Below are 24,976 nucleotides of genomic sequence, written 5' to 3' on the forward strand. Positions count from 1 at the left end.
ATAATACATGTCAGCAAAATCCGTAAAGTTAGAAAATGTAACCAAACAATTTACCGATGATGAAGGAAAAGTAATGACAGCTGTTAAGGAAGTCAGTTTGCATATTGAAAAAGGAGAATTTGCAACACTACTAGGTCCTTCCGGGTGTGGAAAGACAACCACATTGCGTATGATTGCCGGGTTTGAGGAATTATCGAACGGTGCAATTATGTTTGGTGAGGATAACGTTCAAAATATACCTGCAAATAAAAGAGACTGTACGATGGTATTCCAATCATATGCATTGTTTCCGCATATGTCTGTATATGAAAATATTTGCTATGGACTAAAACTGAAAAAGTTAAGTAAAAGTGAAATTGAAAAACGAGTGACACCTATAATGGATATTATGAACTTACATGTAAATAAAAACAGAATGCCAAACCAATTGTCTGGCGGTCAACAGCAGCGTGTTGCGCTTGCCCGGGCGTTGGTAATGGAGCCTGGAGTGCTGCTTTTCGATGAACCATTATCCAATTTAGATGCGAAACTTCGGATTACGATGCGTGATGAAATTCGCCGTATTCAGAAAGAACTTGGTATTACAGCAATTTATGTAACACATGATCAAAGTGAGGCGATGAGTTTGAGTGATCGTATTGTTGTTATGAATGAGGGTCGTATTGAACAAGTAGGACCACCGATGGAAATTTATCAAAAGCCAAAAACAAAATTTGTTTCTGATTTTATTGGTACGGCAAACTTTTTAGGAGGGGTTGTAGATAAGAAAGATTCGGATCGTCTCTTTGTAAAAACGAAACAAACCACCATCGAAGTTTTACAAAAGGATGCAGATACATTTCATGAAGGACAATCTGTTTCTGTTGTTGTTCGTCCAGAGGCAATCAATCTCAGTAAGGAAGGAACAGAGTCTGCGAAAGTTCTAAAGAGTGTGTTTATGGGACAGATACAAGAATATGAGCTAGATTTTAATGGTATTCAATTGTATGCGGTTGTTGCAGATCCAGGAGGGAAAGAAGTTTATTATGACGGCGATAGTGTGAACCTGACATTTTCACAACGCTCGTTGCATGTTGTACCAGCATAAGGTTAAATAGAAGGAGGGGGGAATTGCTATGCGAAAAATAACAATGCTATTGTTCGTAGTCCTTCTCCTTCTTTCTGGTTGCAGCAAGGCTGGGCAAAAAGAAGTATTACAGGTTTATACTGGAATGGATACAGCTTATATGATCCGAATTGCAGAGCAGTTTGAACGGGATACGGGTATCCATATTTCTTTTCAAAGAAAAAGTAATCTTGAAATTCTTCAATCATTGGAGAATGGAGAAGAGGAATTTGATATTTGGTATGGGGGATCGTCTTTTTTAATGGAAGAGGCGAAACAGCAAGGACTCTTGGAACCATATATTTCGGACTATAGAGAAGAAATTGACGAAATATATAAGGATGAAGAAGGGTATTGGACTGGAATTAGTGTAGGGGTCTTGGCCATTGTAACCAATCGTCAATGGCATGTGGAACAAGGGGTAAGTAACCCGCAGCGGTGGAGTGATCTGCAACGGGTAGAATATAAGAACTGGCTGACATTGCCAAATCCAGAATCAACAGAAGCAGGGTACCTTACGATTGCTCTCTTTGATGAATTATATGGAGATTTGCGAACAAGAAGTGTGCTGCAAAATATCAATCAAAATGTAACTGATTACACTTTGGCAGAAGATTCAACTGGAAGGTTTATAGGTTATAAGGAAAGTGCTGCAACGATTATGTTTGCTCACGATGCCATGCGCCTGAAGAATGAGGGATTTAATGAGTTGAATATTATCTACCCGACAGAACCGACAACGTATGAAGTCGAAGCCATCGCTATGACGACAGATGCCCAAAACCAAGAGGCTGCACAGGAGTTTATCGATTGGTCATTAACAAAGGAAGCACAGGAAATAGGACAAAGAATAGGAAATTATCATATGCTGACCAATGTGAATGCAGTAAATCCGCCACAGTCCGTATCGTTGGATGAATTATTGATTATACCTGTTGATGAGGAAGAAGCAGTGGAAAGCCGATCAAATTTAATTTCTGATTTTAAAGAAGTTATCCAATTTAGAGAGTAAGGGGGAAGATGCGAAGTGACAAATATAATTTTTGATTTACATACGCACCATGATAGGTGCGGGCATGCAGAAGGAAAAATAGAGGATTACATTAAGGCTGCAATAGATCGTGGTTTACATTATATTGGAATCTCAGATCACTCTCCTTATTTTTATTCGAAGGAAGATCAGCTATATCCGGGAATTGCAATGGCGAAGAGCGAACTGGATGAATACGTAAATGAAGTGTTGACGCTGAAAGAAAAATATAAGAATAAAATTCATGTGCTGCTTGGAATGGAGAGTGATTACTTTCCTGAATATGCAGATATGTATAGAAGCATTTATCAAAAATACCCATTTGATTATATCATTGGCTCTGTCCATCATGTTCACGATAAAAGTATTTTTCAAAAAGGCAGATGGGATTATTTAACAGAGGGAGAACGTCTCGAGGAAAAAGAAACCTACTACCATTCGATTCAGCAATCTGCCAAAAGCGGTATGTTTCAAGTCTTGGGACATATTGATGCGATGAAAGGATATTTATTAGATTTTCATGATGTCAAAACATCAGTGATAGAAGAAACATTAAAAGTCATTGCAGATGAAGGTGTTGCTATTGAAGTGAATACATCCGGTAAAAATAAGGATTGCGGCGGATGGTATCCTTCCCATGAAATATTAGAAAGGGCATGCCATTACGGTGTAGATATATCTTTTGGTTCAGATTCTCACGTACCTTCCAGAGTAGGGGATGATTACTTAGAAGTACAGGAAACTTTAAAACAAATTGGCTTTCAGGAAATGGTGTATTTTGTTAACAAGAAAAGATATACGGTGTCACTTTAATTGTGTGGAGTATGAAGAAACCCGCATAAGCTCATTCTTTAGCGGATGCGGGTTTTTCTAAAATTAGGATGTTATCGTTCAAGAATATAAGATAACCTATTCAATCTGTTTGATGAAGATAAAAATAAAATAGTCTATATAAATTGAAGTAAGAAATTACACTTTTGTTTTCTTATAAAAATGACAAAATGATGATTGAAAACAGTAACTAGCGGAAGAAAAACACGGAGACTCCTGGAGCGACCGAGCATAGGTCGTGATATATAGCGGGTGGGATTCCCGTCGAGAAAGAACTAGCCATTCACTCGTAGCGAGTCTTGGAGGGCTTGTGGCAACATAAGCTTTTAAGCGTAGACAGTGAGGTAATGGGCGGAAAGCCAAGAGCGGTTGAAGGGATAGAGCTCCGAAATTTCGTGAATAAACAGGAAGGTCGATAAGCTCAGGAGCTTAGAAGACAACACTGGGGTTTTCAATAAACGGCAAGAAAATCTCAGCTTCCTCGGAGTCAATGACCTTGGCACGTTACACATGGATATATTACGGCAACTCGGGAGAACCTTTATGGTCTTTCCTGTACAAACAGGAAGGTAATGGTGAACAAGCGATAATAAAGTGAGGTAGCCAGATGCCTAAAGGTAGTCGGATGGTGACATAGTACCAATGAAGTCGGGTAACGCTGATGGAGGAAAGGTCACCACCTGTCAATGCCCTTCAAAGGGACACATGGACCACACACGGAGGTGGAGAATCAATGGAAACTGAACTGCGAAGGATAGCAGAATTAGCGAAAGAAAATAAGGATATGGTCTTTACTTCTTTAGCACATCTTCTCAATGAAGAAAACCCAAAACAATGCCATAAGGAACTTCCAAATAAAAAGGCTACAGGTATCAATGAGGTAACCAAAGAAGAATATGGAGCTAATCTGGATGAGAACATCAATAATTTAGTGTCGCGCATGAAAGGGAAGAAGTATCGACCTGTGCCGGTAAGAAGAACATATATTGACAAACCCGGTACAAAGAAGAAAAGACCCTTAGGCATCCCAGAACACGAGGATAAAATTGTCCAAAGAGGCATAGCCAAAATATTAAATGCCATCTATGAGAATGATTTTCTGGATAGTTCTTTTGGATTTCGTCCGCAAAGAAACTGTCACGATGCGTTAAAGACACTAAACGTGTATATAGAAAAGCGATATACCAGCTATGTAGTCGATGTAGACATCAAAGGCTTCTTTGATAATGTAGACCATAAATGGATGATGACCTTTCTGGAACATCGTATTAATGACCCAAGCTTCCTTCGAATTATTGGTCGCTTTCTAAAAGGCGGTTATATGGAGGAAGGGAAATACTATCGGACAGAGAGCGGTGCTCCGCAAGGTGGCATCATTTCGCCGATTGTTGGGAATATATACCTGCATTACGTTCTTGATTCATGGTTTGAGAAGAAGATACGCAAAGAAAGTAGAGGTCAGACATACATGGTTCGATATGCGGATGATTTTGTATGTTGCTTTCAATACAAAAGCGATGCAGAAGCCTTTTACCACAAGCTTAGAAAACGGCTAAACAAATTTCATTTAGAAATGGCGGAAGAGAAAACAAGTATCATTCCATTTGGCCGTTTCGCTGAAGAGGACTGTAAGCGTAAAAAGAAAGGGAAGCCTCCTACTTTTGATTTCCTGGGCTTCACCCACTACTGCAGCAGAAGTCGAAACGGAAGATTTCGAGTAAAGCGTAAAAGCAGCAGCAAGAAGGTGAAAGCAAAACTTAAAAGGCATAAGGAATGGCTTCAGAAGCATCGAACAATGGATATCCGATTAATCATGGGACGAATCAATTTAGCGCTCCAAGGCTATTATAACTACTATTGTATCACGGACAATATATATGAAGTGAGGAACTTTTACGACAAAGTAAAACAACTTTTATTCAAGTGGATGAATCGACGAAGCCAGAAGAAATCATTCAGTTGGGAGAAGTTTCGACTGTTCTTACAAAAGTATCCACTTATCAGTCCGGAAATTAGAGTGAATATATATAGCCTGCGAAATCATATTAGCTATATTCTGTAAATGTTGATAGGAGGATCCGTGTGCGGTAATACCGCTCGCACGGTTCTGGGAGGAGTAGAGGAATTTAGCTGGAAAATACAAAGCTAAATTCCCGCTTACTCGACTGGGAAAGCGCGGAGGGAAGACCCCGCAGAAAAAAAGCGAACTTCTTTTTTTCGAGGAGGCTGAGCTCAAGCCCACGGAAAGCGTAGTGTTTTTCTGTAGCGGTAGCTATTAATTTTAATTTATATAGTAAAAAAGAATTGCGAAGGGACGCGATGGAATGAATAATCATCTATTAATCTCTGATTTAGACGGCACCTTACTTGATGGAAAGCAGAAAATAAGTATGGAGAATAAAACATCTATCAAGCAATTTATAAAGAACGGCGGATTGTTTACCATTGCTACCGGAAGGATTGAAGAATCTGTTTATCCTTATATGCAAGAATTAGGAATTGCACTTCCTGTTATTTTGTATAATGGGGCTGTTATTTATGATTATCAGAAAAAACAGCGTATATTTGAACAAAAGATTACTCAATTCACACCATTATTTAACCAATTACAAACATTGAGTGAAGGTCATTCAATTGGAATAAATTATTATCAAAATAAAAGGGCCTATACACTAGATTACAATGAATTGGTTAAAGAGAATGAGAAAAAAGATAAAGTGAAGGTTAAGGAAATAGGTGCTGATTTTGATACAAGCTATGTGACAAAAGTTCTTGTTATTTCAAATGATCCTGCTAATTTAAAAAAATGTGAACAGCTAGTGCAATCCAGTGATGTTTCTTGTGATATGGTCTATTCAGATAAAATTTATTTAGAAATTTTACCAAAGGATGCTTCCAAGGGAAACGCTGTGAAAGAACTGCTCAAATATATAGAACGAACCGACTTACATACCACTTGTGTCGGGGATCATGAAAATGATTTGACCATGTTACAAACAGCTGATATAGCTTATGTGGTTGAAAATGCCATTGATTTATTGAAGCAGCAGAACTTTCGGGAAACCGTTCATCATGAGCATCACGCTATTCAAAGCATTATTGAAGATATAAGTCATTCTGTTGCTTTAAAGTGATAAAAGTAGATTATTGATACAATTCAAATTCTGAAGAGAAGGTGATGCCATGTTTGAAGAGGTATGTGAAATCGTCATAGTAGCAGGGAGAAGACTGGTAGATAAGGTGAATTCTAGATTCACTGTTGAAACAAAGGGCAGCGATATGGATTTAGTTACAGAAATGGATAAGAAAACAGAAAAATATATAACCGAGGAAATAAAGAGGGATTTCCCAGAGCATGCTGTTTTTGGAGAAGAAACAGTGGAAGAGATAGGTCATGATAAAATGCTAGAAATGTTAGAAACGCACCCTAATCTATGGGTAATTGATCCAATTGATGGAACGACGAATTATGTACATGGATTGCCGGGATATACGATTTCAGTAGCTTTATATTGTAAAGGGGAAGCTGCTTTTGGCATCATTTATGATCCTGTTGCAAATGAATTATTTATTGCTGAACGTGGAAAAGGAGCAACATTAAATGGAGAAGCAATTCATGTAAGCGAGCAGGGTTCTTTAGCGGAGAGCCTTGTGTCAACTGGAGTTCCAGCTAAATATGAAAGTGACCGTAATCATGTTTTAGAGGGATATGTGAAAATTGCTCCGTTGACTCGAAATGTCCGTACTTTCGGTTCAGCTGCCTTGCATTGTGCTTATGTTGCTTCTGGACGTTTGGATGCATTTTGGGAATGGGGTGTGAATATTTGGGATATTGCTGCAGGCAGATTGATTGTTGAGGAAGCAGGGGGGAGTGTTTACCAATTGGATGGAAGGGATGTTCGCTTTGAATTTCCGAATTTCACTTGTACGAATGGAAAGATTGATGAGGAGTGGAAGGAGGCGTTTGCTTCTATCCATGGTTTTTGATGATAAATTTTCAGGTATACTATTCAAAAGGAAAGAATATGATAGTAATTGGACATAAGAACATTCCTAGGAAGGAAATTTCCTAAGGAATGTCTTTTTTTATTTCTGGCGGGTACTTAGAGAGAGTACATAAAAAGAGATATGCCGGTTAATGAAAATTATGATAATCTCCTATATGATGTGAGCAATGTGGAAATCCTTCCTTTTATTCTATGCACAGTTTATTTCTATATCATTCAAAATAGAATATGATAACCTTTCCCTCTAAAATAAAACTAAATTATTGTTAATTATCCTATATTTTTTAATTATTGTATTTCCCTTTACAATAAAACCCATTTTATGGATTCTTATAATATTGGTTAAAATAGCGATAATAGAGACAAGGAAATCCTTCCTTGCCTCTATTTAATGCTGATTTTATTTACCTTAACTCTAAAGGATGTCAGATAACTGACCGTTGCAACGGTCAATTATCAGTAAAGCGTTTTCTGCAAATTAAGTTAATATAAATATGACAAGGAGGGGTGCTGTGAAAAGTTAGGAGACTTTGAATGTAATGACATTTAAGGTCTCTTTTCAAATCTCGTAGATAATAAGGAAATAAAAATACAAAATATCAACTGCCAACTAAATTTGGTTACACATTACAATGAACAATAGAAGAAAGGTAAAGAAAATAGTCCCCTATCTATAATATAAAGGAGAACAGCTGGATTTATCTGTATTTTTTGTTCGTTTCAAATAGATTCATCAATACTGAAAAATTTAATTAAAGGTTAAAAAGAACTTAAGTCTACTATTGGTTAAGAAAACAAGAAAGTATATAACGGAAAGCCAAACTAGACACCCCGCTCCCCAAACATTAAGATTAAAGTATATAACCACTTCTCCATCAACTCTTTAATTCCAGAAAGGATGAACCACAGTGAAACAAATCATAGAAAACGATTGGTTAAAAGTTGAAATAGAAAGTAATGGCGCTGAAATACGGGCTGTCGAGCATAAAAAGAATAACTTAAGCTATATGTGGACGGGAGACAGTGCCTATTGGGGACGTGTTTCACCGGTATTATTCCCGGTTGTTGGGCGTTTAAAAGGAGACCAATATCAATTAGACGGAAAAACATATGACATGTCTCAGCATGGATTTTTAAGAGATGTTGAATTTGAACAAAGCTCACATTCGGCAGAGCATGTTGCATTTGAGGCAGCTTCGGATGGACGTTTTAAAGAAGTTTATCCATATGAATTTAAAGCAACAATCACTTATTCCCTCAACCAGGATTCGCTTACCGTTGATTGGAAAATAGAAAACAAAAATAGCGGGGAAATGTATTTTTCAATTGGCGCTCATCCAGCTTTTCGAATCCCGCTGTTAGAAAATGAAGGATTAGAGGATTACCAATTGAAATTTACTCCTGCTCCAAATAAAGAGGTAATGGAATATGGCTTGGAAAATGCATTGGTTCATGAGAAAGAAGTCCGTAATCAGCTTCCAGACATAACACTGCAGCCAGAGCTGTTTGCAAAGGATGCTATGATATACAGTCATATCGATCGTATCGAGCTTGTCTCAGCAAAATCTGATCGTGGCGTAGATGTTGAATTTACAGACTTTCCGTTTGTAGGAATCTGGTCTAAATATAATGAAGAAAAAAATAGTATTGCGCCATTTGTTTGTATCGAGCCTTGGTGTGGTATTGCGGATATGCATGATACGACGGGAGACTTTAAAGAGAAGTTTGGAGTTAACCGGTTAGAAGCTGGTGAGGTATTTCAGAAGGCGTATACGATGACGTTTAAATGATTACTTAACCTATATCTGTTTTATGTAAAAATATCCACGTAATGAAAAACGTGTGAACTTGTGCAAATCAAGTTCATGCGCTTTTTTTATCTCATTCTTAAATTTTTCAAGTTTGTATGAAGGTTTCCTTCTATAAAGCGATTAAAATACCAGTGACTAAATGGAATATTGTCTCCATAATACAAAAGATAGGCATCAAATTATAAATATTTATCCTCTTCCTTGATTTAGACTGAAAAATATAACAATAAATTCACAATAAGATAATAGTAACTTATTGTAATTATTCACAGTATGCATTGTATTTTCAAAAATAATGCAAGCGCTTTAATGAAAAGGATATATCAAATACAAAGCAAACATGTGGAATTACGCCTATTATCTACAAGGAGGACAAAAAATGAAACTTTGCTATAACCAAGCAACCACATTAGAAAATTCAAATCTTGCCAAGGATCTCGAATACTGTGAAAAGCATGGCTACGACTATATCGAAATACGCACGATGGATAAATTGCCGGAATACTTGCAGGAGCATTCGATGGAAGAATTACAAGATTATTTCCAAAACCATCATATTAAACCAATTGCTTTAAATGCGCTGGTATATTTTAATAACCGCGAGGACGAGGAACAAGTCATCGAAGAATTTAAAACGATGGTGGATAATGCAAGTAAATTAGGAGCTGCTTATGTGGTCGTGGTGCCATTAGTAACTGATCAGGCGCTTCTTAAGGAAGATATTAATGCGAGTGCAGTCAACATGTTGCACCAATTCGCGGATATAGCAGAAGCACAAGGTGTGAAGGTGGCATTGGAATTTGTTGGGCATCCGGAATGTACAATTAATACCTTTGAACAGGCTTATGATATTATTGATACGGTAGATAGAAAAAGTGTTGGGTTAGTTTTTGACTGTTTTCACTTTCATGCAATGAATTCAGATTTTGAATTTTTGAAGAAGGCGAATGGAGAGAAAATCTTTATTTTACATATCGATGATACAGAGGATTACCCTGTCGGAGTACTTCGAGACGAACATCGTGTCTGGCCGGGGGAAGGTGTCATTGATCTGGAGAAGTTGTTGCAGACAGTAAAAGAGATTGGTTATAAAGAAGATATTGTCTCTGTTGAATTGTTCCGTCCGGAGTATTATCAAATGCCTGCGGAGGAAGTGATTCAAAAAGCAAAAGAAACGACACTGGAATCTATCGCAACTAGTATTCATTCATAGATTAGAGGAGGAGGACACATGGTACAAAAAGTGCAGATTGCAAAAACAGATTTAGTTGTTAACCCGATAGGATTAGGAACCAATGCAGTTGGAGGTCATAACCTATACCCGAATCTCAAGGATGAACAAGGAATGGATATGGTTCGGGATGCCATCAATCACGGCGTAGATTTTTTAGATACTGCTTTTATTTATGGACCGGGTTATTCGGAAGAGTTAGTAGGAAAAGTCGTGAAAGACATGGGCAAACGTCAGGAAGTAGTCATCGCCACAAAGGCTGCTCATAAGTTTGTAGATGGCGAGGTGCAGTTTGATAATTCTCCGGCATTTTTAAAGCAAGCTGTAGATGATGCGTTAAAGCGTATACAAACAGATTATATTGATTTATTTTATATTCATAATCCCGATGAAAATACGCCTAAAGATGAGGCGGTTGGTGCATTGAAAGAATTGAAGGATGCAGGAAAAATTCGTTCTATCGGTGTTTCCAATTTTTCATTGGATCAGTTAAAAGAGGCAAACAAAGACGGATATGTGGATGTCGTCCAAGATTTATATAATTTGATCCAAAGAGATGCGGAGCAAACATTCTTTGATTATACGAAAGAAAATGACATCTCCTTTATTCCATTCTTTCCGCTTGCTTCTGGGTTGCTCGCTGGCAAATACGATGAAAATACGACGTTCCCAGAAGGGGATTTACGCAATGGTTTTGACCATTTTCAGGGAGAGTCCTTCCGGAAGAATCTTGCCAGGGTGGAGAAGCTGCGAGAGATTGCTGCAGCTAAACAGGTGGAAATTCCTCATTTAGTATTAGCTTGGTATTTGGCTAATGATGCCATTGATGTTGTTATTCCTGGAGCAAAGAACGGCTCGCAAGTGCAAAATAACCTGCAAACATTAGATGTTGCTATTTCAGATGAAGAGTATAAAGCAATCAGCGATATTTTTGCTTTGTAAGCTGCTGCATGAAATGAATGGCTGTTACTTATTATTTAGGTGACAGCCTCTGTTTATTCTTACACAAAGGGATAAAAAGCTTGTTATCAATATAAATTGGAATACTTCTATATATGCTTGACACCGATTGATTCCGGGTGCTGTTAAAAAGCTTCTTGTCTTTTTAGAAAATGCGTTAGAGCTTTTTAACTTCATGGGAAAGGTTGTATAAAAGGATGAAAAATCTATTTGAAGGAAAAAAAGATTTAAATAAATATGTTACTTCTATTTCGATATATGGAGCTGAGTTTCGAGTTTATTATTGGGGAGGATGGCAGCGTCATTTTGGCACAAAAGCGCATGTACACAGTTTTTTTGAGGTGTCTTATGTACTTGGCGGAACTGGAGAATACCAGGAAAGGGATGTTAGTTACCTGCTGGCTCCGCACTCTCTTATTTTGACGCGGCCTAATCAGGAACATAAAATATCCAGTGTACAAGGAATGTATTATTTATATTTTGCATTTGAATTAAAAGAAAGTGAATCAGCTAAGGAATGGAGACATTATATACAAGATTTGCAGCAAGAGGTGCAGCCTGTCATCCATTCGCAAGAGGAAGCGATACATGCTTATTTATGGAAAGCACTCTATCAATCTGCGATAGATGTAGAACATCGATGGAAAGAAGATATGCTTAAACAGCTTGCTTCTAATTTACTGCCTGCTATATTAGACTCCTTTTACCCGTTACCTGAACAGGAATCCAGTTTAAAAGATAATGACGATGATTTTGATGAAAGAAAAATTTTAGTTTATCGAGTTAATCTTTATATAAAGGACAATCTGCAAAAAAATCTTAAAATATCAGAGGTCGCAGATGACTTCTATGTTTCGAAGCGCCATTTGTCCCGGTTGATCAGAGAGGAGACGGGCAAGACATTTACAGAGATTTTACAGGAAGAGCGTCTGAGTTTAGCTACGGAATATTTACGAGGAACCAAGATGTCGATTAAAGATATCGCTACGGCTTGTGGATTTTCCAGCCTGCATTATTTTACAAAAGTATTTACGCAGATTATACGAACTCCTCCAGCGAAATATAGAAAGATATATCAAGGGACGGTGGAATCTGAATTTAAGGAAAGCTAAATAAGGTAAATACAAAATCTTCCCTAAAACAATATATACATGTATTAAAAAACTCTTTCCTAATATAAAAGCTGGGAAAGAGTTTTTTAGTAAGCGGGAAATAATAGACCGCATTCTATTATAACGGAACTACCTCTATACTTGGATTTAACAAGTAATAGGAGGTAGTGTTTTCATGAAGGAAAACCCGATTGTTCCCGTAACGATCCCAGCATCAACTTCCTCTACGCCTGTAAATCCAGTAGCGGAAGTTTCTTGTCATTCTCTACAGCTAACAATTTTTGAAGGTTGTCAGGAATCTTTGGCAGTTGCCTTGATAAAGGAGGTGTGCCACCATGCTGGTTGACTTCTCCCAGATGAAAAATTGTTATTTAGTCTGTGGCTATACAGATCTTCGCAAAGGCATTGATGGTCTGGCTTCCGTAATCACCAGTCAATTTCAATTAGATATTTTAGATGAATCTGTTTTCCTATTCTGCGGGAGAAGGACGGATCGATTTAAAGCTCTCTGGTTTGATGGAGAAGGTTTTTATTTACTTTATAAGCGATACGATCAGGGAAAGTTAACTTGGCCGCGTTCGCAAACCGACGTTGAAAAACTGACACCAAAACAAATCGAGTGGCTGTTTGACGGTTTTTCCATCTATCAAAAACAAAAAATTCAACCTGCCAAATTAGGTGTCCTCACTTAATCATGGGGGAGAGAAATTTTTTTAAAAATTTTTTCTTCCCTTTTTGATAAAGTGTGGTACGATAAAAGAAATTATTTGGACACAGGGGGTGAATACGTTGACAGAATTGGAAAAGAAGCTGATGAAACAAATCGAACATTTGACAATTCAAAATGAAAAACAAGCAAAACAAATTGAACAGCTGATTAACCAGCTGACCAATATGAATCGTCGACTATTTGGAACATCATCCGAAAAGAATCCTCAAGGTCAACTCTCCTTCTTCGAAGAAGACAATAATTCCCCTTTTAGCGAGGCAGAGCAACCTGCAGACAAAGCCGTTGAAATAGAGACCATCTCTTATCAGCGAAAAAAATATCAAGGGCAGCGGGCCGATATCACAAGAGACTTGCCTATCGTGGTGGAAGAACACACTCTTCCGTCCGATAGCCAGGTCTGTTCGTGCTGTGCCAGCCCATTAAAACATCTTGGGAAGCGAGAAGCTCGAACGGAGTTAGAGTTTATCCCAGCTCATTTAGTAAAACATGTACATTATGAACATGCTTATGAATGCTTAGCCTGTAAGAAAACCGGTCAAAATCACATTCTCCGACAAAAAGCACCGGAACCAGCCTTAGCTAAAAGTTTAGCTGGACCGAGCGTGTTAGCCTGTAATCTCTATCAAAAGCTGGAGATGAGTATTCCTTATCATCGTCAGGAAAAAGAATGGGCAAGATATGGATTGAAGGTTTCCCGGCGAACGTTGGCAAACTGGGCGATTCGAAGTTCCGAAGAATGGCTGGAGCCATTGTACCAACAAATGAGAGAAAAATTACTTCTAGAACCTGTGCTCTCCGCTGATGAAACGACCTATCAAATTTTACGCCGGGCAGACGAAAAGTCAGCTACAGCCGATGCGAGGATATGGTTATTTCGAACAGCGGAAGCCGCCGAACATCCCATTATTCTCTACCATTCTTCCGAGACGCGCCGGTTTGAAGTAGCAGAAACCTTTCTCAAAGGATTTCAAGGACTTCTTCATTGTGATGGATATTCCGTCTATCAAAAATTAGAAGATGTGCAGCTTCAAACGTGCTGGGCGCATGTTCGGAGAAAGTTTTTAGAGACCAATGATTCAAATGGACAAGGCGCTGTCGGCGTCCATTACTGTGACCAGCTTTTCAAGCTGGAAAGGCAATGGAAAGATTTATCTCCAGAGGAACGCCTGCAGCAACGCCAGCTGGAAAGCAAGCCGTTACTGAAGGAGTTTTGGGGATGGCTGGACGCTCTCGTTACAATGAAAGGTCCTTTACAAAAAGCTGTGGATTATACACAAAAGTTAAGGGATTCCCTTCAACGCTTTTTAACAGACGGACGCCTTTTCATTAGTAATAATCTCGCAGAACGTTCCATTCGGCCTGTCACCGTCGGACGTAAAAACTGGTATTTTTCAACCAGCGTAGCTGGAGCTCATGCGAATACCATTGGATACAGTGTTATCCAAACAGCTAAAGAAAATGGAATTGATCCGTTTGAATACTTAACCGTTTTATTTACGGAACTTCCCCAGCTTAATATTTTTCAAGACTCGGAACAATGGGAAAACTATTTTCCATGGAGTCCTTATATCCAAGCCAAGGTGAAGCCACTTTCAAAACATATAAAACAAGCATAATAGCCCTAATGGAGCTTCTTTACAAAAAGTTTACTCCTTTTAGGGCTATTTGTCATGGCGTCATATTATTTCCCGCTTACGTTTTTTAATGAAATGAATGCTTCAAATATATTTTGATTTAAAAAAAGCTGTCCTATATTTCTTTTGTATATGGAAGAAATAATTAACGATTTTCTTTTTACCGGCGAAATACATCCTACCAATGCCAAATATTTCTTTACTAAGTCTGAACTGCCCTCCCCAGCCATGTCCTGAAAATGCAAAAAAATGGCTGAATTATGCAAATACAATTTAAATATCTTTCTCTATAATATACCAATAGATATGATTACTTCATGGGTATATTTTGATTATTTATTAATTATTTTTGAAATAGTAATCGATTTCAAAAAATGTAATATACGCTGTACAAAAGGAATGCATCACTTATCATTGGAAAGCTATGATTATTTCTGTTTCTATAAGTCTTTAAAAACAGAAGGGTATCCATTTGTTTGTGAGTAGAGCGAGCTTCATTCTTCTATAAAAAGAAAACGCATTCAATATGTTGAATAAGTGATGCTTCTAAAAAGTAATCGGTATGTTAATCCAATAAAGGAAGGGCAGGTAACTTTTATGGTTTTAAGAATAGGTGTTATCGGAACAGGAGCAATTGGGCAGGATCATATTCATAGAATTACACACTCTCTGACAGGAGGAGAGATTGTCGCTGTAACCGATGTAAATAGTGAACAGGCACATGCGGTTGTGGAACGCGAAAGTCTGCAGGCGAAAGTGTACGATAATGGTCATGATTTGATTCAAGCGGATGAAGTAGATGCAACCATTGTCACATCTTGGGGGCCAACTCACGAAGAGTTTGTGTTAGCTTCGATTGCAGCTGGAAAGCCTGTATTTTGTGAAAAGCCGCTTGCGACAACAGCGGAGGGGTGTAAGCGAATCGTAGAAGCTGAAATGGAATATGGGAAACAGCTGGTGCAGGTAGGTTTTATGAGACGGTATGATAAAGGATATCGTACATTGAAACAGGCTGTCGATAATAACAAGGTTGGTGAGCCGTTGATGCTGCATTGTGCACACAGAGCACCTTCTGTTACAAATTTTAGCGGCGATATGGCAATTACGGATTCGTTTGTGCATGAAATTGATGTGCTGAGATGGCTGATTCAGGATGATTATGTTTCTACACAGGTTATCCAGCCAAGAAGAACAAACCTTGCTGAAGAAGGACTGCAAGACCCGATTATTATATTATTAGAAACGAAAAAAGGGATTCGTATCGATACGGAGATTTTTGTTAACTGTCAATATGGATATGATATTCAATGTCAGGTTGTCGGGGAGACAGGCATAGCTAATTTACCGGAACCGCCAAGCCTTCAAATGCGCAGTCAAGCCAAGCTTTCCACTGATATTCTAGTAAACTGGAAAGAACGCTTTATCGAAGCATATGATGTTGAATTACAAGAGTGGATCAATTCTACGGTCAACGGTGAGGTGCATGGTCCGTCAGCATGGGATGGCTATGTGGTTGCGGTGACAACAGATGCAAGTATTGAAGCGAAACAAACAGGAAAAATCGTTCCAATAGAAATGCCTGAACAGCCAGCTTTTTATCAAGACGCTAAAGCAGAATATACTGTTTAAAGGTGATGAAACAAAAATAGTATCAGACAAACTTTTTAAAGGAGATGAATAGAATGCGTTTAGCTTATGATCCATCACATTATCGTGATAATACGAACTTAAGGGATACGATTGAGAATGTTGCCCGGTTAGGTTATGAGTATGTGGAGCTTTCCCCGCGGGAGGATTTTATCTGGTTCAATCAATATCCGAAAGTCGATAAGCAGTTAATCAAAGATTTAAAGAGATATTGCTCCGATGCCGGCGTGAAAATTTCATCGGTACTTCCTGTTCAACAATGGTCTTCTCCCGTAGAAGAAGTAAGAGAAGCAGCAGTTAGAAATTGGAAGCGTTGTATCGAAATTACCTCTGAATTAGGTGTCGATTTGATGAATACAGAATTTGCTGGAGATAAAACACGTCCGACAGACAGTGAAGCAGCGTTCGTGAAATCAATGGATGAATTGATGCCTCTTTTTGAAAAAGAAGGAATCAGGTTAAATATCCAATCGCATCCACATGATTTTATTGAACTGAATACGGAAGCAGTCCGGATGATTCGTGCATTAGATAAAGATTGGGTCAAGCTGGTCTATTCTGTCCCGCATGCTTTCTTCTATGATGATGGGATTGGAGATGTAGAACAGCATCTAGAGGAGGCAGGCGACTTGCTTGACCATGTACTCATTGCAGACACGCTGAATCATAAAGCCGCGTTTGGACTGCGTTATATTATCAATCCTCCCGGTGCAAATGTAACGATTCATCAGCACTTAAATCCTGGCGAGGGTGAAATCAATTTTGATGCATTATATAAGAAATTAAGAGAAATGAAGTTTGATGGTATCGTGACAAATGCAGTATTTGCTTATCCGGATCGACCGGAGTGGTCCAATGAATTAACGTTGAAATCTATTAAAGGGGGTTTACATTTGGATTAATAAATAGCATGTAAAAATAGAAGGTTAGAGATATAGATGTTTACTCCGTAATATCAGGTATACATAACAGTTTGTATGCTTGATATTACCCTCGTTAAATGAGACGAGTAATCGCAGCGCTATAGTCTAATCCGTGAACTATGTACCGATTAGAGGAAAAAGATGATGTTATGGATCTGAATTGTGAGAGAATCGTGCAAACTCCCAATGAATGATGTTTCACTTTATAACAACAAGAGTATTTGAAATGAATCAAGAGGGGGAGTCTTATTTGAATTTACACAGATTTGTTTTGGGGAGAAAGGTGTTAAATCAAAGCGCTCATCATTTGGTGCAAGACGGAGCAACGTTTCATGTTCATTATTGGGGTGTTGTACCAAAACATTATGATAATTCTCTGCATAAACATTCCTTTTTTGAGATATGTTATGTAATTGATGGAAAAGGAACTTATATGGAAAAAGATTGTGTATATACACTGCAAAAGGATATCCTATTTATTTCAAAACCAGAAATCTTACATCAAATACGAAGCGAAAAGGGATTGGCGCTCGTATATGTTGCATTTGAATTAATCGAATCGGAATCTAGTAATGAATGGATAAATATGATGGAGAAGGTGAAGCAATGCCAGCAGCCTGTTATTGAGGTGAAAGAAGATACAACAGCTAACTTACTCTGGAAAGCTTTACTTATCGAATCGATTAAAACCAAAAATAATTTTTTTGAATATATATTACCTAATTTAGCAGCCTCACTTATACACTCTTTGTTAGAAATGTTTATTCCCAATCCGCAAGCCAATATTCAAGCAAATATATCTGAAAATACTTCATCTTTGTTAGCTCAAGCTAAATTATTTATTAAAGATAACTTAGCGAATGACTTAAAGCTTTCACATGTTGCGAATCATCTACACATATCTGGCCGGCATTTATCACGGTTATTTGTATCTGAGCTAGGAATTAATTTTTCGAAATTTGTTCAAAAAGAGCGAATTAACCAAGCAGCAACATTGCTGAAAACAACGGATTTAACTATTAAAGATATTGCCAGAGAAACAGGTTACCTCGATGTACATTATTTTACAAGGGTTTTTACTGATATAATGCGACAGCCTCCCAGACGTTTTCGGGCACTTTATATGAACTCCGAAAAAATTATATATACAGATGATTAATAAATTACCTCTTGATCTTGGATTTCGTATAGAAAGAAGTAAGAGGGTGTTTCCTGTCTTTAAAATCCAAAAATAATAAAAAGTCGTCTGGATAAGACAAAGACATTCATCAATCATTATCTTATAATTACAACTATCAATTACCTTCTGGTTATATATTGATTACTTTATGGTATTAAATTGATTCAAATCAGTAAATAATGCATATCAGCAGGTGAGTTAGCAATCACCCATTTAAAAAAAGAGGAAAGAAAGGTTTAAGTTGGAATTAGATTTAAAATGATAGCGCTTTAATTGGGGTGAAAAAATAAAAAGAAGATGAATATCATACGTTTAGCATACGATCCGTCACATTACCGTGATAATACCAACCTGAGAGATACAATTGAGAATGTTGCCCGATTAGGTTATGAGTATGTGGAACTTTCTCCGAGACAAGATTTTATCTGGTTTAACCAATATCCAAAAGTGGATAAGCAGATGATTAAAGATTTAAAGAGATATTGCTCTGATGCTCGAGTGAAAATTTCATCGGTACTTCCTGTTCAACAATGGTCTTCTCCCGTAGAAGAAGTAGGGGAAGCAGCGGTTAGAAATTGGAAGCGCTGTATCGAAATTACCTCTGATCTGGGTGTTGATTTGATGAATACGGAATTTGCTGGAGATAAAACACGTCCAACAGACAGCGAAGCTGCATTCGTGAAATCAATGGAAGAGCTGACACCTCTTTTTGAAAAAGAAGGAATCAGGTTAAATATCCAATCGCATCCACATGATTTTATTGAACTGAATACGGAAGCAGTCCGGATGATTCGTGCATTAGATAAAGATTGGATCAAGCTGGTCTATTCTGTCCCGCATGCTTTCTTCTATGATGATGGGATTGGAGATGTAGAACAGCATCTGGAGGAAACTGGCGACTTGCTTGACCATGTACTCATTGCAGACACGCTGAATCATAAAGCCGCGTTTGGACTGCGTTATATTATCAATCCTCCCGGTGCGAATGTAACGATTCATCAGCACTTAAATCCTGGCGAGGGTGAAATCAATTTTGATGCATTATATAAGAAATTAAGAGAAATGAAGTTTGCTGGTATCGTGACAAATGCAGTATTTGCTTATCCAGATCGACCGGAGTGGTCCAATGAATTAACGTTGAAATCTATTAAAGAAGGCCTAAACCTTTAACTATTTAAAACTGCTGGGCAGAAAATTATGCATCGTTAAAAATGTAATTTCAGAATCTGTCAGAAACGCGAATATTTTCTTACGCAAAACAATAGAAACGAAGGAACTTGGTTAGTTTCGAAGTAATTGTTAAGTATGAAAGACGGTACATTAAAACAGCTAGAATTAGTCTGACACGATACAAAAGGAGGGAGAATCGGATAGTTATGTTAAATAATAATCGTTCATATATTGTATTTGTTGCAATGGTAGCTTCTTTAGGGGGACTTCTTTTCGGTTATGATACGGCTGTTATTGCTGGGGCAGAGCAATCTATACAATTGTATCTGATTGATAGCCTGGGGTTGGGGTCGTTAGTTCATGGATTTACAGTATCCAGTGCATTGATAGGATGTATTTTAGGTGCATTACTTTCTGGGTTATTATCCAATAAAATAGGACGGCGTAATACACTGGTTATTGCAGCTATATTATTCTTTCTATCAGCATTGGGTTCAGCTTATCCGGAATTAATCTTCTTCACAATGGGTGAGCCGAGTCATGCATTATTGGCTACTTTTAATTTTTATAGAATAATTGGCGGCGTCGGGGTTGGATTAGCTTCAGCGATAGCCCCAGTTTATATTAGTGAAATGAGCCCTGCGAATATTAGAGGGAAGATGGTAATTATCTATAATATGGCTGTTGTATTTGGCCAAACCGTTGTATATATTGTCAACTGGGGAATTGCTAATGGTCAAACCGCGGCATGGATAAATGATACAGGCTGGCGGCTTATGTTTGCTTCGGAACTAATTCCAGCAGCGCTTTTCTTTATTCTACTATTATTTATTCCAGAAACACCTAGGTATCTGGCTTTAAATCATGACTATGATAAAGCTTATAATATATTGGAGAAATTAAATGGTTCTAAGCAAACTGCAAGGGAAACACTTCAAGATATAAAAACATCGTTAGAAACGAAAACGGAAAAGGTTGGACTATTATATTACGGTAAACGCGTTTTAATTGTTGGGATGACAATTGCGATGTTGTGTCAGTTTATAGGTATAAATATCATTCTGTATTATGCGCCGCGTATTTTTGAAAGCCTTGGTGCGGGTCAATCAACAGCAATGCTGCAAACAATACTTGTTGGAGCTATAGGTATTGTCGTTTCATTTATTGCTATCTGGCTTATTGAAAGACAAGGAAGAAAATTTTTGTTGATGTTTGGTGCTGCGGGATGTGCCATTTGCTTAAGTGCAGTAGCTATCCTTTTCTTTGTAGGAATCGAAGGAGTCAGTACATTAATATTTATTCTAGGGTTTGTTGCTATATTCCAGATGACTTGGGGACCTGTTGCCTGGGTAATGGTTTCAGAGATTTTTCCTAATAAAATCAGAGGACAGGCTGTTGCGATTGCAGTAATGTTATTATGGACTGCTAACTGGATAGCTTCTACTACATTCCCGCCGTTAAATGATATGTTTGGTCCTGGAGCATTTCTAATTTATGGGCTGATAAGTACGTTTGCTTTCTTCTTCATGTGGAAATTTGTTCCTGAGACGAAGAATAAATCGTTAGAAGAAATCGAAGAAATATGGACTGGTAAGAAAAGTGATGACTTAAAAAATAAAATAAATTAAATATTAAAAATTTATAAAAAGTATAGGAGAGTGTAAAAATGATCAATGGAGAAAATAGGATTACTAGACCATTACGCTGGGGAATGGTTGGCGGCGGAAGAACAGGACAAGTAGGGTACAAACATCGTACAGGCGCATTAAGAGATAAGACATATGATTTAGTTGCTGGAGCTTTTGATATTAACGCAGAACGAGGAAAAGATTTTGGAGTGAATCTGGGAGTGGATAGTGATCGCTGCTATCCGGACTACCAGACAATGTTTGCTGAAGAATCTAATCTGGATGATGGGATAGAAGTTGTCTCTATTGCAACACCAAATGGCACGCATTATGAAATTACCATGGCAGCTTTGAATGCCGGTCTTCATGTAATTTGTGAAAAGCCGTTAGTTTTTACTACAAAAGAAGCAGTGGAAATCAAACAATTGGCGGAAGAAAAAGGTTTAATTGTTGGAGTAACTTATGGTTTTTCAGGAAATGTCATGCTCCTGCAAATGCGTGCCATGATTGAACAGGGGAAAATTGGAGACATTCATTTAGTAGATTTACAGTATACACATGGTTATGCTGCGACCGTTGATGGAGATAAGAAAAATGCAGCGCAAAAATGGCGTGTTGATCCAAAAATTGCCGGGCCAAGCTTTGTTCTCGGGGATCTTTCCACGCATACGTACTACATGTCACAGTTGATTATGCCGGAAATGAAAATCAAAAAGCTATTATGTGACCGCCAAAGCTTTGTAGGAAGCCGCTACCCATTAGAAGATAACGCTTATGTATTAATGCATTATGAGAATGGTGCAGTTGGAAGAATGTGGACATCTGCTGTGGATGCAGGATGTATGGATGGCCAGCGCATCCGCATTGTTGGTTCGAAAGCGAGTTTAGAGTGGTGGGATAGTAAACCCAATGAATTGCGTTATGAGGTACAAGGGGAACCAATCCAAACATTGGTGAGGGGAACAGAATATCTAGATGAGTTAACGAGCGAATATGAACGTTTAGGCACCCTGCATCAAGAAGGATTATCCGATGCCTGGGCAAATATTTATCTAAGAATTGCCGTAGCTATTGACGCAAAAAACCGTGGCGATGAAGCAACATTAGATAAACTTATTTACCCTGATATTGATGCTGGTATTGCTGGTGTTCAGTGGATTGAAAATTGTGTGCGTTCCGCTGATAATGGGTCTGTTTGGGTTGAATATGAAACAGAAGAAAGTGTACATGCATAATTAATAATAGTCATGAAAAATGAAGAAGCGCATACGAGTAATAGATTTTCATTTGAGTTAGAAAGATGAAGTATCGCATTTACCTTATGCGACAAGCTGTTTAGGCTATTTTAACTTAAAAAAATATTAGATAATGCATAGTGATACAGGAATGGATGCTGATGAAACGGGAAGCAGGTGGCTGGTTACCTGCTTCCCGTTTCCATTTGAAAGGGGATAATAGATAATGATGAAATTAGCGTTATGTACGGATGTGTTGGGCGATTTATCTTTTACGGATATGTTGGACAAGGTGAAGGAGTATGGAATAGAAGCAGTAGAAATGACTGCAGGCGGCTAGTCTCCTTGTCCGCATGTTCCTACAAATGAATTATTGGAAGATGAAAAGAAATTAGAGGAATTTAAACGGGAATTAAAGCAACGCAATATTGAAATTGCAGCATTGAATTGCTCTGGTAATCCTCTTTGCCCTGGAGAATTAGGAGAAAAGCATACGAAAACAGCATATCAGACGGTTGAGTTAGCTGAAAAGCTTGGTGTGAAAAAAATTGTAATGATGAGCGGGTTGCCTGGTGGCGGTCCGGAAGATAAATTCCCCAATTGGATTACTTCTACTGTTTCGTGGCCTGAATACATGCCTTCTGTATTAGAATATCAATGGAATGAAGTTGCTATTCCCTGGTGGAAGGAATTTGCCGACTATGCTCAAAAGCATGGAATAGAGAAGATTGCATTAGAAGCATTCCCCAGCCAATTAGTTTATAGTGCTTCCACTTTGTTAAAATTAAGGGAAGCGGTTGGAGATATCATTGGGATTAACTTGGATCCTTCCCACTTATTTATCATGGGTGCTGATCCAATTGCAGCTATTCGTCCGCTAGAAGGAGCTATTTATCATGTTCATGGAAAGGATGCCCGGATTGAGAGCAGATTAGCTGATGTAAATGGTCTATTAGAATCGCTTCCGGTAACAGCAACAAAGGACAGAACCTGGAATTATGTAGCCGTGGGCTGTGGTCATGATCAGCAATGGTGGAAGGAATTTTTCTCTAATCTAAGTATGGTAGGCTATGAAGGGTATGTTTCATTGGAAATGGAAGATTTAACGATGAGTGTGGATGCTGGTCTGCGTACGTCAATTGATTCTTTGGAAGCAACATTAATAAAATAAAAATTATGTACGTTTACTAAAGTTGGATAAACATGCCATTCAAGACCTGCAAAATAGTATAGGTATCTGATTACAATCAAAAGAGCTGATTCTTAGAAATCGAGTTGAAAAACTGGATGGATAAGACAGCTTTTTACACGTTAGAAAAGCATTCCTGTGATGAAGTGGAATGGGGGTTGGAAAAAAAGGCCATTGATATGATATAAGGTAACCACACCGATTAGCAAAAAATGAGCCTTTAAAATAACTAAAGTAAGTATTTATGAATTATAAAAAAGGAAAAGATATATTTTTAAAAAATCACCAAATTTATTAGTGGTCTGCAAACTATTAAAATCCATATGGAAAGTAGGCTATCCATGACAAAAGCAATGAACAGGAACAAAAATTTATTTATGCTGGTATCGTTTTTATTATGGTTTCCGCAATTTATGTATGTTCCAACCTTATCTCCGTATATGGAGCATACAGAAATTCCATATTCCTTTATCGGAATTATTCTGGGAAGTTACGGATTGGCCCAATTATTATTCAGACTGCCAATTGGGATAACATCCGACATGATAAAACTGCGAAAACCATTTATCCTGTTTGGTATGTTCATCAGCATGCTCAGCTGTTTTATATTTCTAACGATGGATGGGGCTGGATGGTTATTGTTTGCACGTGCGCTGGCCGGACTTGCAGCTGCATCATGGGTTGCTTTTACCGTTTTATATCCTATTTATTTTTCAGAGAATAAGGTTCATGTAGCAATGGGAAGTATTTCTTTTATTGTCGTGCTGGCTCAATTTCTTGGAATGAGCTTTAGCGGCTATATTGTTGAGGAATGGGGATGGAAGGCACCATTTTGGATTGGCAGTGTGTTCAGTGTGATTGGATGGGGGCTGGCTTTCTTTATTTATGAACCAAAAAATAAGAAAGTCTCCGAGCCCATTAAGCTAAAGGGATTAATACATATTATCCGCGAACCGTCGCTATTAAAAGTGTCTCTGTTATCCATATTGGCTCATAGTATTATTTTCTCGACTATGTTTGGCTTTACATCAACTTTTGCGTTACAGACAGGTTTTGAAGCGAGTGAGATTACCTGGATTGTAGCTGCTTTTATGGTACCGCATGCGATTGCAACGCTTTTTATGGGGAACGTGATTATTCCTCGCTTAGGAGAGGGGAAGTCCTTGGTGGCTGCCTTTTTGCTGGTGACGATAGCTACCTTGCTTATTCCGTTCGCACAGCTGAAGAGTATCTTTCTGGTTATCCAGGGATTGCAGGGCTTTTCCTTAGGAATGATTTTTCCACTGCTGCTGGGGATGTCTATCCAATCGATTAAACCTGCCAAAAGAGCAACAGCCATGGGGGCGTATCAATCTATCTACGCAATAGGTATATTTGTTGGTCCATTTTTATCAGGAATGGTTAATTCCCAGTTTGGTATCGCATCTGGATTCTATTTTGCTGGCGGATTAGGGATGATAGCGACGCTGCTTGTCGCTATTTGGTATAGGGGAAAGATATTTACTCGTCTTTTACTAAAAAATGAAAATACAAAGAAACATCATGCGATTTAA

Annotated in this window: 20 protein-coding genes and 1 pseudogene; all 21 read left to right on the forward strand. The window is 38.1% G+C overall.

Annotation, left to right across the window (positions count from 1 at the left end; genetic code table 11):
* Positions 1-7 precede the first annotated feature (7 nt).
* The 21 genes and pseudogenes from BN997_RS09375 (at position 8) to BN997_RS09475 (ending at position 24,976) form a co-directional block, all read left to right on the forward strand.
* Positions 8-1,087 carry an ABC transporter ATP-binding protein gene (locus BN997_RS09375; protein WP_042531670.1) on the forward strand — a complete coding sequence of 360 codons (1,080 nt, stop codon included), beginning with the start codon at positions 8-10 and terminating at the stop codon, positions 1,085-1,087.
* A gap of 28 nt (positions 1,088-1,115) precedes the next feature.
* Positions 1,116-2,117 carry an extracellular solute-binding protein gene (locus BN997_RS09380; protein ID WP_042531672.1) on the forward strand — a complete coding sequence of 334 codons (1,002 nt, stop codon included), beginning with the start codon at positions 1,116-1,118 and terminating at the stop codon, positions 2,115-2,117.
* A 24-nt stretch (positions 2,118-2,141) separates the two neighbouring features.
* Entirely contained in the window at positions 2,142-2,948 is an 807-nt protein-coding gene (locus tag BN997_RS09385) for a histidinol-phosphatase (protein WP_042535964.1), read from the forward strand.
* 751 nt (positions 2,949-3,699) lie between these two features.
* Positions 3,700-5,028, forward strand: a complete 1,329-nt coding sequence (gene ltrA, locus BN997_RS09390; protein WP_042531674.1) for a group II intron reverse transcriptase/maturase — start codon at positions 3,700-3,702, stop codon at positions 5,026-5,028.
* Between the two features lie 262 nt (positions 5,029-5,290).
* A complete protein-coding gene (locus tag BN997_RS22195; protein ID WP_052484966.1) occupies positions 5,291-6,100 on the forward strand; it encodes a Cof-type HAD-IIB family hydrolase in 810 nt (269 codons plus the stop codon).
* A 49-nt stretch (positions 6,101-6,149) separates the two neighbouring features.
* On the forward strand, positions 6,150-6,953 hold the full coding sequence (locus BN997_RS09400) for an inositol monophosphatase family protein (RefSeq protein ID WP_042531675.1): 804 nt from the start codon (positions 6,150-6,152) through the stop codon (positions 6,951-6,953).
* Between the two features lie 928 nt (positions 6,954-7,881).
* Positions 7,882-8,763, forward strand: coding sequence for an aldose 1-epimerase family protein (locus BN997_RS09405; RefSeq protein WP_042531677.1), 882 nt, complete (start codon positions 7,882-7,884; stop codon positions 8,761-8,763).
* A gap of 400 nt (positions 8,764-9,163) precedes the next feature.
* Positions 9,164-9,997, forward strand: coding sequence for a sugar phosphate isomerase/epimerase family protein (locus BN997_RS09410; RefSeq protein WP_042531678.1), 834 nt, complete (start codon positions 9,164-9,166; stop codon positions 9,995-9,997).
* A gap of 18 nt (positions 9,998-10,015) precedes the next feature.
* Entirely contained in the window at positions 10,016-10,957 is a 942-nt protein-coding gene (locus BN997_RS09415; protein ID WP_042531681.1) for an aldo/keto reductase, read from the forward strand.
* A 215-nt stretch (positions 10,958-11,172) separates the two neighbouring features.
* The gene (locus BN997_RS09420) at positions 11,173-12,087 is read left to right on the forward strand and encodes a helix-turn-helix domain-containing protein (protein WP_042531683.1); all 915 of its coding nucleotides are present in this window, start codon (positions 11,173-11,175) and stop codon (positions 12,085-12,087) included.
* Positions 12,088-12,262: 175 nt separating this feature from the next.
* Positions 12,263-12,433 (forward strand): hypothetical protein, encoded by a 171-nt coding sequence (locus tag BN997_RS23175; RefSeq protein ID WP_175296996.1) that lies wholly within the window; start codon positions 12,263-12,265, stop codon positions 12,431-12,433.
* Entirely contained in the window at positions 12,423-12,779 is a 357-nt protein-coding gene (gene tnpB / locus BN997_RS09425) for an IS66 family insertion sequence element accessory protein TnpB (RefSeq protein WP_042528993.1), read from the forward strand. The genes BN997_RS23175 and tnpB overlap by 11 nt, the downstream gene beginning before the upstream one ends.
* 97 nt (positions 12,780-12,876) lie before the next feature.
* Positions 12,877-14,433 carry an IS66 family transposase gene (tnpC, locus tag BN997_RS09430; RefSeq protein ID WP_052484885.1) on the forward strand — a complete coding sequence of 519 codons (1,557 nt, stop codon included), beginning with the start codon at positions 12,877-12,879 and terminating at the stop codon, positions 14,431-14,433.
* A gap of 615 nt (positions 14,434-15,048) precedes the next feature.
* Positions 15,049-16,080, forward strand: a complete 1,032-nt coding sequence (locus tag BN997_RS09440) for a bifunctional inositol 2-dehydrogenase/D-chiro-inositol 1-dehydrogenase (protein WP_042531687.1) — start codon at positions 15,049-15,051, stop codon at positions 16,078-16,080.
* A gap of 53 nt (positions 16,081-16,133) precedes the next feature.
* On the forward strand, positions 16,134-17,000 hold the full coding sequence (locus BN997_RS09445; RefSeq protein ID WP_042531689.1) for a sugar phosphate isomerase/epimerase family protein: 867 nt from the start codon (positions 16,134-16,136) through the stop codon (positions 16,998-17,000).
* A gap of 247 nt (positions 17,001-17,247) precedes the next feature.
* Positions 17,248-18,180: an AraC family transcriptional regulator gene (locus BN997_RS09450; RefSeq protein ID WP_052484967.1), complete on the forward strand. Its 933-nt coding sequence runs from the start codon at positions 17,248-17,250 to the stop codon at positions 18,178-18,180.
* Between the two features lie 327 nt (positions 18,181-18,507).
* Positions 18,508-19,371 carry a sugar phosphate isomerase/epimerase family protein gene (locus tag BN997_RS09455; protein ID WP_042535967.1) on the forward strand — a complete coding sequence of 288 codons (864 nt, stop codon included), beginning with the start codon at positions 18,508-18,510 and terminating at the stop codon, positions 19,369-19,371.
* Positions 19,372-19,478: 107 nt separating this feature from the next.
* Positions 19,479-20,999: a sugar porter family MFS transporter gene (locus tag BN997_RS09460; RefSeq protein WP_338112884.1), complete on the forward strand. Its 1,521-nt coding sequence runs from the start codon at positions 19,479-19,481 to the stop codon at positions 20,997-20,999.
* 38 nt (positions 21,000-21,037) lie between these two features.
* Complete coding sequence (locus BN997_RS09465) at positions 21,038-22,234, forward strand: Gfo/Idh/MocA family protein (RefSeq protein ID WP_042531695.1); 1,197 nt, start codon at positions 21,038-21,040, stop codon at positions 22,232-22,234.
* Between the two features lie 229 nt (positions 22,235-22,463).
* Positions 22,464-23,405 (forward strand): annotated as a pseudogene (locus BN997_RS09470) (sugar phosphate isomerase/epimerase family protein).
* Between the two features lie 359 nt (positions 23,406-23,764).
* Positions 23,765-24,976 (forward strand): MFS transporter, encoded by a 1,212-nt coding sequence (locus BN997_RS09475; protein WP_042531697.1) that lies wholly within the window; start codon positions 23,765-23,767, stop codon positions 24,974-24,976.

It is taken from the genome of Oceanobacillus oncorhynchi (assembly GCF_000821065.1).
GTDB classification, from domain to species: Bacteria; Bacillota; Bacilli; order Bacillales; family Amphibacillaceae; genus Oceanobacillus; species Oceanobacillus oncorhynchi.

Excerpts from the sequence above, each read along its gene's own strand:
- BN997_RS09375 (WP_042531670.1), top strand. The coding sequence starts at position 8 with ATGTCAGCAAAATCCGTAAAGTTAGAAAATGTAACCAAACAATTTACC.
- BN997_RS09380 (WP_042531672.1), top strand. The coding sequence starts at position 1,116 with ATGCGAAAAATAACAATGCTATTGTTCGTAGTCCTTCTCCTTCTTTCT.
- ltrA (WP_042531674.1), top strand. The coding sequence starts at position 3,700 with ATGGAAACTGAACTGCGAAGGATAGCAGAATTAGCGAAAGAAAATAAG.
- BN997_RS22195 (WP_052484966.1), top strand. The coding sequence starts at position 5,291 with ATGAATAATCATCTATTAATCTCTGATTTAGACGGCACCTTACTTGAT.
- BN997_RS09400 (WP_042531675.1), top strand. The coding sequence starts at position 6,150 with ATGTTTGAAGAGGTATGTGAAATCGTCATAGTAGCAGGGAGAAGACTG.
- BN997_RS09410 (WP_042531678.1), top strand. The coding sequence starts at position 9,164 with ATGAAACTTTGCTATAACCAAGCAACCACATTAGAAAATTCAAATCTT.
- BN997_RS09415 (WP_042531681.1), top strand. The coding sequence starts at position 10,016 with ATGGTACAAAAAGTGCAGATTGCAAAAACAGATTTAGTTGTTAACCCG.
- BN997_RS09420 (WP_042531683.1), top strand. The coding sequence starts at position 11,173 with ATGAAAAATCTATTTGAAGGAAAAAAAGATTTAAATAAATATGTTACT.
- BN997_RS23175 (WP_175296996.1), top strand. The coding sequence starts at position 12,263 with ATGAAGGAAAACCCGATTGTTCCCGTAACGATCCCAGCATCAACTTCC.
- tnpB (WP_042528993.1), top strand. The coding sequence starts at position 12,423 with ATGCTGGTTGACTTCTCCCAGATGAAAAATTGTTATTTAGTCTGTGGC.
- BN997_RS09440 (WP_042531687.1), top strand. The coding sequence starts at position 15,049 with ATGGTTTTAAGAATAGGTGTTATCGGAACAGGAGCAATTGGGCAGGAT.
- BN997_RS09445 (WP_042531689.1), top strand. The coding sequence starts at position 16,134 with ATGCGTTTAGCTTATGATCCATCACATTATCGTGATAATACGAACTTA.
- BN997_RS09450 (WP_052484967.1), top strand. The coding sequence starts at position 17,248 with ATGAATCAAGAGGGGGAGTCTTATTTGAATTTACACAGATTTGTTTTG.
- BN997_RS09465 (WP_042531695.1), top strand. The coding sequence starts at position 21,038 with ATGATCAATGGAGAAAATAGGATTACTAGACCATTACGCTGGGGAATG.
- BN997_RS09475 (WP_042531697.1), top strand. The coding sequence starts at position 23,765 with ATGACAAAAGCAATGAACAGGAACAAAAATTTATTTATGCTGGTATCG.